Origin of the sequence: Streptomyces hokutonensis (genome assembly GCF_000376565.1) — a bacterium.
Taxonomy (GTDB): Bacteria; Actinomycetota; Actinomycetes; order Streptomycetales; family Streptomycetaceae; genus Streptomyces; species Streptomyces hokutonensis.
This window is the reverse complement of the sequence record NZ_BARG01000140.1, coordinates 1-10,013: the sequence shown is the minus strand read 5'-3', so window position 1 is coordinate 10,013 and position 10,013 is coordinate 1. Positions and strand designations below refer to the sequence as shown.

9 protein-coding genes are annotated in these 10,013 nt (G+C 69.8%); 1 reads left to right on the top strand and 8 read right to left on the bottom strand.

Annotated elements, in window-relative coordinates; translation table 11 throughout:
• The 8 genes from SSP08S_RS60570 to iolC form a co-directional block, all read right to left on the bottom strand.
• Window positions 1–140: Gfo/Idh/MocA family oxidoreductase (locus SSP08S_RS60570; protein WP_158697370.1), on the bottom strand; the 140-nt coding region annotated here is incomplete at its 3' end.
• A 28-nt stretch (window positions 141–168) separates the two neighbouring features.
• Complete coding sequence (locus SSP08S_RS54040; RefSeq protein ID WP_019075964.1) at window positions 169–1,596, bottom strand: sugar porter family MFS transporter; 1,428 nt, start codon at window positions 1,594–1,596, stop codon at window positions 169–171.
• Between the two features lie 12 nt (window positions 1,597–1,608).
• Complete coding sequence (locus SSP08S_RS54035) at window positions 1,609–2,559, bottom strand: TIM barrel protein (protein WP_019075963.1); 951 nt, start codon at window positions 2,557–2,559, stop codon at window positions 1,609–1,611.
• 40 nt (window positions 2,560–2,599) lie between these two features.
• Window positions 2,600–4,090 (bottom strand): CoA-acylating methylmalonate-semialdehyde dehydrogenase, encoded by a 1,491-nt coding sequence (locus SSP08S_RS54030; protein ID WP_019075962.1) that lies wholly within the window; start codon window positions 4,088–4,090, stop codon window positions 2,600–2,602.
• An 11-nt stretch (window positions 4,091–4,101) separates the two neighbouring features.
• Window positions 4,102–5,979 carry a 3D-(3,5/4)-trihydroxycyclohexane-1,2-dione acylhydrolase (decyclizing) gene (gene iolD, locus SSP08S_RS54025; protein WP_019075961.1) on the bottom strand — a complete coding sequence of 626 codons (1,878 nt, stop codon included), beginning with the start codon at window positions 5,977–5,979 and terminating at the stop codon, window positions 4,102–4,104.
• Entirely contained in the window at window positions 5,976–6,857 is an 882-nt protein-coding gene (iolB, locus tag SSP08S_RS54020) for a 5-deoxy-glucuronate isomerase (RefSeq protein WP_019075960.1), read from the bottom strand. Before iolB ends, iolD begins: the two co-directional genes overlap by 4 nt.
• On the bottom strand, window positions 6,854–7,726 hold the full coding sequence (locus tag SSP08S_RS54015; RefSeq protein ID WP_019075959.1) for a Cgl0159 family (beta/alpha)8-fold protein: 873 nt from the start codon (window positions 7,724–7,726) through the stop codon (window positions 6,854–6,856). The genes iolB and SSP08S_RS54015 overlap by 4 nt, the downstream gene beginning before the upstream one ends.
• A 4-nt stretch (window positions 7,727–7,730) precedes the next feature.
• Window positions 7,731–8,711, bottom strand: a complete 981-nt coding sequence (iolC, locus tag SSP08S_RS54010) for a 5-dehydro-2-deoxygluconokinase (RefSeq protein WP_019075958.1) — start codon at window positions 8,709–8,711, stop codon at window positions 7,731–7,733.
• A 208-nt stretch (window positions 8,712–8,919) separates the two neighbouring features.
• Between iolC and SSP08S_RS54005 the strand changes: the two genes are divergently transcribed.
• Complete coding sequence (locus SSP08S_RS54005) at window positions 8,920–9,921, top strand: LacI family DNA-binding transcriptional regulator (protein ID WP_019075957.1); 1,002 nt, start codon at window positions 8,920–8,922, stop codon at window positions 9,919–9,921.
• The last annotated feature ends 92 nt before the right edge of the window (window positions 9,922–10,013 follow it).

Below are 10,013 nucleotides of genomic sequence, written 5' to 3'. Positions count from 1 at the left end.
GGCGCCGCGGCTTCGGCGGCGCGGTCGGGGTCGATGTCGGTGACCGCGGTGACGCGGGCGCCGGTGACGGTGTGGGTGAGGCGTTGGATGTGCTCGTTGCCGATCCAGCCGGCGCCGATGACGCCTACACGTACTGTCATGGTCAATTCCTTCAGGAACGAGGGGTGTTCAGGAGAAGCGCGCCCGGAGTTCGGCTTCGAGGGTTTCGAGGGTGCGGCCCTTGGTCTCGGGGACGTAGAGCTTGACGAAGGTGAACGAGAAGACGCCCGCCACCACGAAGAGGAAGAAGGTGTTGGAGATCCCGATCGCGGAGACCAGCGTCGGGAAGACCAGGCCGATGGCGAAGTTGGTCAGCCACAGCACCACGGCCGCGACCCCCATGCCGAAACCGCGCATCCGCATCGGGAAGATCTCCGACAGCATCAGCCAGGTCACCGGTGAGATCGCGCCCTGCTGGAAGGCGAGGAAGGTGACGGTCATGGCGAGCACGGCGAAGGCCCGTCCGTCGCCCGAGGGCAGCAGCAGGGAGAAGACGCCGATGAGCAACAGGGCTGCTGTCGTACCGATCTGACCGGTCATCAGCATCGGGCGGCGATTGACGCGGCCCAGCATCCAGATGCCGACGAAGGTGGCCAGGACCGAGATGACGCCGTTGGCGATGTTCGCGGTCAGGGCGCTGTCGGCGGTGAAACCGGCGTCGGTGAGGATCTGAGTGCCGTAGTACATGATCGTGTTGACGCCGGTGATCTGCTGCACGATCGCGATGCCGAAGCCGACGAACATCAGCCGGCGCAGCCAGGGCGTGGACTTCATGTCCTGCCAGCCGCCGAGCTTCTGCTGGTCCTCCTTGACGGCGAGGGCAGAGACTTCGGCGAGTTCGGCCTCGGCGCGCTGCTGGGAGCGGACCTGCTTCAGTACCTCCAGGGCTTCGCTGAAGCGGGTCTTGGAGGCCAGCCAGCGGGGGCTTTCCGGCATGACCAGCATGCCGAACCAGAGCACGACGGCCGGGATCGTGGCGAGCACGAGCATGTAGCGCCACACACCGCCGGACTCACCGCCCACCCGCGCGATGACCGCGTTGGAGGTGAAGGCGAGCAACTGCCCGCTGACGATCATGAGTTCGTTGCGGGTGACCAGCGCCCCGCGCCGCTCTGCGGGCGAGATCTCGGCCAGATAGACCGGCACGGTCACCGAGGCGCCGCCGACCGCGAGGCCCAGCACGAACCGGGCCACCACCATGACGGCGGTGTTCGGCGCGAGCGTGCAGCCGAGTGCGCCGACGAAGAACACCACCGCGAGGACGAGGATCGTACGACGCCGTCCGCGCGCGTCCGAGAACCGTCCACCGGTGATCGCGCCCAGCGCGGCGCCGAGCAGCAGCGAGCTGGTGACCATGCCCTCGGTGAAGGGGGTCAGGCCCAGGTCGTCGGTCATGTAGGGCAGGGCGCCGTTGATGACGCCGGTGTCGTAGCCGAAGAGCAGTCCCCCGAAGGTGGCGATGACGGTGATGAGCCGCAGCCGCCGTGACACCGCCGGAGGGGCGTCGTCCGCGATCGCGGTGGGCGTGGCTGTGGTCGTGTCGTCCCTGACGTCCATAGCCGTTGCCTCCTATCGGTCGAGGTGCGGGCGGCTGGTGCCCGTCAGGCCGCAGCCGGCCAGGTGTTCACGTGTGCTGACCGCGATGGGCAGCGGCACCTCGGGAGCGCACGGGTACAGGTCCTGCTCGACGATGACGAACAACTCGGCGTCCAGCCGCGAGAGTTCGGCCACCACATCGGCCGGATTCGGCACGCCGGCGGGAGGTGACACGCACACCCCCCGCTTGACCGCCTCGCCGAACGACAGGTCCTCCGCGGCGACTTGGCCGAGGATCGCCGGGTCCATCTGCTTGATGTGGACGTAGCCCACGCGCTCGCCGAAGCGGCGGATCAGGTCGAGGTTGTCGCCGCCGCCGTAGGCCACGTGCCCGGTGTCCAGGCACAGGTTGGTGTAGCGGGAGTCCGACTCGTTCAGCAGCCGCTCGATCTCCGGCTGGGTCTGGATGTGGCTGTCCGCGTGCGGGTGCAGGACGAGTCGTACGTCGTACTCGTCGAGCAGCAGCCTGCCGAGCCGGTCGGCGGAGCGGCCGAAGCCCGCCCACTGGCTGGCGGTCAGCTCGGGCGACTCGGTGAACGCGCCGGTCTTCTCGTCCCGGTACATGGGCGGGATCAGGACGAGGTGATGTGCACCCGCGGCGGCGGTCAGTGCGGCGACCTGCCGGACGTGGGCGAGCATCTCGTCCCAGGCCTCGGGCCGGTGCAGGGCGCCGAAGGCGGTGCCGCCGGAGACCTGGAGCCCGCGGGCGTCCAGCTCCTCCTTCAACTGCTGCGGGTCGGTGGGGAGATAGCCGTACGGTCCGAGCTCCAGCCACTGGTAGCCGGCCGTGGCCAGCTCGTCGAGGAAGCGGGTGTACGGCACCTGGTGCTCGTCCTCGGGGAACCAGATGCCCCAGGAGTCGGGGGCGGAGCCCAGGCAGAGGTTGCCGGCGGTGGTGCGGAGGGGAGTTGGCGCCGTTGCCATGGTCGGTCCTTTGCGAAGGGGGGAAAAGGGACTCTGTGGATCAGCTGGAGGTGGGGAAGTCGAAGCCGGCGGCGACCTGCTGGGCGGGCTGCGGCCAGCGGGTGGTGACGACCTTGGGGCGGGTGTAGAAGCGGATGCCCTCGGGGCCGTGGATGGGGGAGTCTCCGATGAGGGAGTCCTTCCAGCCGCCGAAGGAGTAGTACGACATCGGCACGGGCACCGGCACGTTGACGCCGATCATCCCGACCTTGACGTTGCGCTGGAAGCGGCGCGCGGCCTCGCCGGAGGCGGTGAACAGGGCGGTGCCGTTGCCGTACGGGTTGGCGTTGATGACGGCGATGGCGTCGTCGAGGGTGTCGACGCGGACGATCGCGAGGACGGGGCCGAAGAGCTCGTCGCGGTAGGCGTCCATCTCGGTGGTGACGTGGTCGAGGAGGGAGGGGCCGGTGAAGAAGCCGTCCTCGTGGCCCTCGATCTTGAGTCCCCGGCCGTCCACGACGACGGTGGCGCCCTGTTCGGCGGCGGTGGCGACGGCGTTCTCGACGCGCTCCTGGGCGACCTTGGTGATCAGCGGCCCCATCTCGACGTCCGCGATGTGACCGGGGCCGACCTTCACCTCGCGGGCCTTGCGGGACAGCACCTCCACCAGGCCGTCCGCCGCTTCGCCGACGGCCACGGCGACGGAGAGGGCCATGCAGCGCTCGCCGGCCGAGCCGTAGGCGCCGGCGGTGATGTGGTTGGCGGCGAACTCCAGGTCGGCGTCGGGGAGGACGACGGCGTGGTTCTTGGCGCCGCCGAGCGCCTGGACGCGCTTGCCGTGCGAAGTGGCCTGCTCGTGCACGTACTTGGCGATCGGGGTCGATCCGACGAAGGAGACGGCCGCGATACCGGGGTGGGCGAGGATCGCGTCGACGGCGTCCTTGCCTCCGTGCACGACGTTGAAGACGCCGTCGGGGAGCCCGGCACGGCGATAGAGCTCGGCGACGAAGTTCGCGGCCGACGGGTCCCGTTCGCTGGGCTTGAGGATGAAGGTGTTGCCGGTCGCGATGGCGATCGGGTGCATCCAAAGAGGCACCATGGCAGGGAAGTTGAAGGGGGTGATGCCCGCGACGACACCGATCGGCTGACGGAAGTTGTGGACATCGATGCCGCGGGAGACCTGGTCGGAGAACGACCCCTTCAGGACATCGCCGAGACCGCACGCGAACTCGACCACCTCCCGGCCGCGGGTGATCTCGCCGCGTGCGTCGGCCACGGTCTTGCCGTGCTCCGCGGAGATGATCCGCCCCAGCTCTTCTTCGTGGTCGACGAGCAACTGGCGGAAGGCGAACATCACTTGGGTGCGCGGTGTGAGCGACGACTCCGACCAGGACTCGAAGGCCCGCTCGGCGGCGCTGACGGCGGTGTCGACGACGTCGGGCCCGCCCAGGGCGACCCGGGCCTGCTTCTGGCCGGTGGCCGGGTCGAACACCGCGGCGGTGTCCGTGCCGGACACGGCCGTACCGTCGATCCAGTGCTGAATGGTATTCACGGCAGGTGTCCTTACAGGTAGTGGCGCTGGGCGAGCTTGTTGGCGGCGTACGTCTCGTACGCGCCGCGGGTGGAGTCGAGGGCGGAGGTCTGGCTGACGGGCACGTCCCACCACCCGTGTGCGGGCGGGTTGGGCCCGTACAGGTCGGTCTCGACATGGACGACCGTGGTGCGGGCGGCGGCCTTCGCCTTCTCCATCGCCGTACGGAACCCGTCGACGGAGGCGGCGTGCAGGACGTCCGCACCGAGCGAGGAGGCGTTCGCGGCGAGGTCGACGGGGAGGATCTCTCCGTCGAGCTGGCCCGAAGTGCCGTTGCGGTAGCGGTACTTGGTGCCGAACCGCTGTGAGCCGAGCGCCTGCGACAGGGCGCCGATGGAGGCGAACCCGTGGTTCTGGACCAGGACGACGATGACCTTCAGGCCCTCCGAGATCATGGTCACGATCTCCTGGGCCATCATCAGATACGAGCCGTCGCCGACGAGTACGACGACCTCGCGGGAGGGATCGGCCATCTTGGCGCCGACGCCGGCGGCGATCTCGTAGCCCATGCAGGAGTACGCGTACTCGACGTGGTAGGCCTTCGGATCCCTTGCCCGCCACAGCTGTTGGAGATCGCCGGGCATGGAACCGGCCGCGTTGATGACCACGTCACGGTCGCCGAGGACGTCGTTGAGCGCGCCGAGGATCTCCGTCTGGGCGGGCAGCGGGCCGTGGCCCACCGTGAAGCAGCCGTCCTCGATCTCCCTTGTACGGGCGATGAGTTGACGGGTCCGTGCGCGGTACTCCGGACTGACCTCCCAGTCGGCCAGCGCGCCCGCGAGGGCCTCGATGCCGAGCCGGGCGTCGGCCACCAGTGGTTCTGCGGAGTGCTTGACCGCGTCGAGGCGGGCCACGTTGAGGTTGACGAAGGCGACGTCCGGGTCGGCGAAGACGGTGTGGCTGGCGGTGGTGAAGTCGCTGTAGCGGGTGCCGATGCCGAGGACGACGTCGGCCTCTTTCGCCAGTTCGTTGGCCCCGTACGAACCCGTAGAGCCGATGCCGCCGACCGCGCACGGGTGGTCCCAGGGGACCGCGCCCTTGCCGGCGTGGGTGTCGGCGACCGGGATGCCGGTGGCCTCGGCGAAGGCCCGCAGTCGGCTCTCGGCGCCGGAGTACACGGCCCCGCCACCCGCGACGATCAGCGGCCTGCGGGCGTCGCGCAGCAGGCGTGCGGCCCGCTCGACAGCGGCGGGCTCCGGCACCGGGCGGCCCACGTGCCAGACCCGGCGCCGGAAGAACGCGACCGGCCAGTCGTAGCCTTCGGCCTGCACGTCCTGCGGCAGGGCGAGGGTTACGGCGCCGGTCTCGACCGGGTCGGTCAGCACCCGCATGGCCGCGAGCGCGGCGGGGATCAGCTGCTCGGGCCGGGAGATCCGGTCGAAGTACTTCGACACGGCACGGAAGGCGTCGTTGACGGTGACGTCCCCGCCCCGGGTGTCCTCCAGCTGCTGGAGCACCGGGTCGGCGGCGCGGGTGGCGAACATGTCGCTGGGGAGCAGCAGGACCGGGATGCGGTTCGTCGTGGCGAGCGCCGCGCCCGTGATCATGTTCGTCGAGCCGGGGCCGGTGGAGGCCGTGCAGGCGAAGGTGGCCAGCCGGTCGCGCATCTTCGCGTAGGCCACCGTCGCGTGGACCATGCCCTGCTCGTTGCGGGCCAAGTAGTACGGCAGGTCCGCCTCTTGGGTCACGGACGCCTGGAGCAGCGCCTGGCCGATCCCGGCCACGTTGCCGTGCCCGAAGATGCCCCAGACCCCGGGGATCAGCCGCTGCTCCTGGCCGTCGCGCTCGCTGTACTGGTTGGCGAGGAAGCGGACCAGGGCCTGGGCGGTGGTGAGTCGTACGGTGGTCATCGCTGCGTCAGTCCTTCGAACGGCAGGCGGTCGTCGATGTCCTGGGACCGCCAGGTCTCCCGCACCCATCCGTGGGCGGGGTCGTCGCAGATCAGCCAGGCACGGTCCTGGCCCGGGCCGGCCATGACGTTGAGGTAGTAGAGGTCGTAGCCGGGCGCCGCGATCGACGGCCCGTGCCAGCCGTGCGGGATCAGCACGGCGTCGCCGGAGCGGACCTCGGCGAGCACGTCGATGGGCCGCTCGGGGGTGCCGTAGACCCGCTGGTACCCGAAGCCGTCACCGTCGCCCGCGACCTCGAAGTAGTAGATCTCCTCCAGCTCGGACTCGGCGCCGGGGCGGGCCTCGTCGTGCTTGTGGGGCGGGTACGAGGACCAGTTGCCACCGGGGGTGAGGACCTCGCAGACCAGGAGCTGTTCGGCGTCGAAGGTGCCGGGCAGGCAGTAGTTGTTGACCTGGCGGGAGCACGCTCCGGCGCCGCGGAACTCGACGGGCACGCGCTCTTTGGGCCCGTACCGAGCGGAGAGTGAGCTCCGCTCGGTACGGGCGGAGGGCAGTGCGAACGTCCCACCGTCCGCACTGCTGATCAGGGCCTCCGCTTCGCGGGGGAGGTACGCGAAGTCGGTGGCCGAGGCGAACACGCCTGTCCGGCCGGCGAGTTCGAAGGACGTGCCGTCCGTGGTGACGGTGCAGGAGCCCGTCAGCGGCAGGACCAGGAACTCGGAGTCTCCGGTGGACAGGGCGTGTGCCTCGCCCGGCCTCAGGGTCAGGATCCTGAGGCCGGAGTATCCCCAGCCTGCCGACTCGGGCGAGACCGCGAGTTCGTACGGACCGTCGATCGAACTCCCGTTGGGCAGGTGGTACTTGCTCGTGTCGCTCACAGCAGGCTCACCGCCTTGTCGACGGCGCCGGCGACATCGCCGTTGGACGGGTAGAGCAGGGAGCGGCCGACCACCAGGCCCTGTGCGGTGGGGAGTCGGAGGGCCTTGCCCCAGGAGGCGAAGGCCGCTTCGGCGTCTTTGACCTCGCCGCCCAGCAGCAGGGCCGGGAGGGTGGAGGAAGCGAGCACACGCTCCATGCCGTCCACGACGGGCAGCTTCAGCCAGGTGTAGGCGGTGCGGCGGCCCAGGCCCGAGGCGATGGTGACCGACTTGACCACGGCGTCCGTCGAGAGGTCGTTGCGTATCCGCCCGTCCTGCCAGGAGGAGAGGAACGGCTCCACCATGGCGATGAGTTGACGGTCGTTCAGCTCATTGACGGCACGGGCGGTGTTCTCCAGGACGGAGGGTGTGGCCGGGTCGTCGAGGGCGATCCGGGTGAGCATCTTGCCGCCGTCGAAGCCCATCGCGGCGATCGTCTCGGCGTCGTACCCGGTGAAGCGGTCGTCGATCTCGAAGGAAGAGCCCGCGAGTCCGGCTCGGTTCATGGAACCGAAGACGCTCTTGCCGTCCAGGACGCCGAGCAGCAGCAGATCCTCCAGGATGTCGGCGGTGGCCAACACTCCGGTGACGCCCGGTCGTTCGAGCGCGGTGCACAGCCGGTCCAGCAGCTCGAAGCGGTCGGCCATGGCGTTCGGGTCGGCCCCGACGGCGTTGGCGCCGCGTGCGGGATGGTCGGCCGCGATGATCATCGCCCGGCCGTGCTCGCCGAGCGGCGAGGTGGCTCTGACGCGGCGCGCGGCGGCGGCAGCGACGGCACCGGGGTCGCCCACCCGGGCGGACACGATCCGGTTCACGTTGTCGGACAGCACGTCGTCACGCCCTTTGTTCGGTGGTGGGAGAGGTGGACGAGGGGGAGACCACACGGAGCTTGGCCTCGACCTCGGCCTCGGTGGGCATCGCGTCGGAGCAGGAGAGTCGTCCCGCGACGATCGCGCCGGCCGCGTTGGCGAAGGCGACCGTACGGCGGGTGTCCCAGCCGGACAGCAGGCCGTGGCAGAGCGCGCCGCCGAACGCGTCACCGGCGCCGAGTCCGTTGACGACGTCCACCGGGACCGGCGGTATCTCGACGGCCGAACCGTCGCGGTCGACGGCCAGGACGCCCTTGGGGCCCTGCTTCACCACCGCCAACTCCACCCCGGCGGCGAGCAGTGCCTTCGCGGCGGCGTACGGCTCGCGCTCACCCGTCGCCACCTCGCACTCGTCGAGGTTGCCGACGGCCACGGTGGTGTGGCGCAGGGCCTCGGCGTAGTACGAACGCGCCTGACCTGCGTCCATCCAGAACATCGGCCGCCAGTCCAGGTCGAAGACCGTCGTCCCCGCCTTCGCTCGATGGGCCAGCGCGGCCAGGGTGGCCGAACGGCTCGGCTCCTCGCTCAGCCCCGTCCCGGTGACCCAGAAGATCCGGGCGTCACGGACGGCGTCGAGGTCCAGGTCGTCCGGCTGGATGTCCAGGTCGGGGGCCTTGGGCAGCCGGTAGAAGTACAGCGGGAAGTCGTCCGGCGGGAAGATCTCGCAGAACGTCACCGGCGTCGGCGCGATGTCCGACGTACCCACGAACCGGCTGTCGACGCCGTACCCCTCCAAGGCCGTGCGGACGAAGTCCCCGAACGGGTCCCGGCCCGTCTTCGTGATCACGGCCGCGGAGTGCCCGTAACGGGCCGCGGCGACGGTGACGTTGGTCGGACTCCCGCCCAGGTACTTGCCGAACGACGTGACCTCGGCCAGCCCCACACCGGTCTGGAGCGGATATACGTCCACCCCTACACGGCCCATGGTCAGCACTTCGAACGGCATCACGCTGGTTTCCCTTTCATGCCGGAGACGGAGGCGTACAGGAGTTTCACTGCCGCGCTCTACTAGCGCGCTCTAGTCTGTGTACGATGACTCCTGTCCAAATGTCATGTCAATACCTTGTTGCTGGGAGATTTCAGAGGGCCCGTAGGGTTGGCCGCGGCGGAAGGTGGATTCACAGGTGGATGCGGCAGGAAAGCAGCGGCCCACGATGGCGGACGTCGCTGCGAAAGCGGGCGTGTCGCGGGCGCTCGTCTCGATCATCTTCCGGGGGCAGCCGGGCGCGAGCGAGGAGACGCGACAGCGGGTGCTGCGGGTGGCCGACGAGATCGGCTACCACCCCGACAGCGCGGCCAGGCTGCTGGCCCGCGGCCGTAGCCGCACGCTCGGCGTGATGTTCACCGTCCACCAGACCTTCCACGCGGACCTCATCTCGGGGATCTACCCCGAGGCCGAACGCCTCGGCTACGACGTCCTGCTCTCCGCGGCCACCTACGACCGCAGCGAGGCGAAGGCGGCCGAGGCCTTGCTCAGCCATCGTTGCGAGGCGCTGATCCTGCTCGGCCCCGAGGCGGAGGCCGGGTATCTCGACGAACTCGGACGCAGAGCGGCGACCGTCTCGGTCGGCCGCCGAGTGCCCCGCGCCCGCGTGGACTTCGTCCACAGCGCGGAAGGCAAGGGAGTGCACCAGGCCATGGAGCACCTCGTCGAACTGGGGCACCGCCGAATCGTGCACATCGACGGCGGCCGGAGCCCCGGATCGGCCGAGCGGCGGCGTGCCTACCGGGCCGCGATGCGCCGGCACGGGCTGGAGGCCGAGGTGCGGGTCATCCCCGGGCAGCACACGGAGGAGTCGGGCATCGAGTCGGGCCGCCTGTTCCTGGCGGAACGCGATCAAGGGCAGGCCCTGCCGACAGCGGTTCTCGCGGGCAACGACCGGTGTGCGTGGGGCCTGTTGATGGCCCTGACGCGGGCAGGCGTCGATGTCCCGCGTGATGTGTCGGTTGTCGGGTACGACGACAGTCACCTCTCCCATCTGATGCCGATCGGCCTGACCACCGTCCGCCAGGACGCGACGCTGATGGCGGAACACGCCGTGCGGTTCGCCGTCGAACGGCTGGAGAACCCGGAACTGGAAGCCCGAGAGGCCGTACTGGATCCGAAGCTCGTGGTGCGTGGTACCAGCGGCAAGGCACCGGAGACGACGGCCTGAGACATCGGCGACCGGCCATGTCCCCCAGCAGTTGGGGCTTTTGACCTTGCCTGCTGGGGACATGCCGCTACAGTGCCGTCAGGTCTCTCGCG

Coding starts and splice junctions, on each gene's coding strand:
- SSP08S_RS54040 (WP_019075964.1), bottom strand. CDS start 1,596: ATGGACGTCAGGGACGACACGACCACAGCCACGCCCACCGCGATCGCG.
- SSP08S_RS54035 (WP_019075963.1), bottom strand. CDS start 2,559: ATGGCAACGGCGCCAACTCCCCTCCGCACCACCGCCGGCAACCTCTGC.
- SSP08S_RS54005 (WP_019075957.1), top strand. CDS start 8,920: ATGGCGGACGTCGCTGCGAAAGCGGGCGTGTCGCGGGCGCTCGTCTCG.
- iolD (WP_019075961.1), bottom strand. CDS start 5,979: ATGACCACCGTACGACTCACCACCGCCCAGGCCCTGGTCCGCTTCCTC.
- iolC (WP_019075958.1), bottom strand. CDS start 8,711: ATGCCGTTCGAAGTGCTGACCATGGGCCGTGTAGGGGTGGACGTATAT.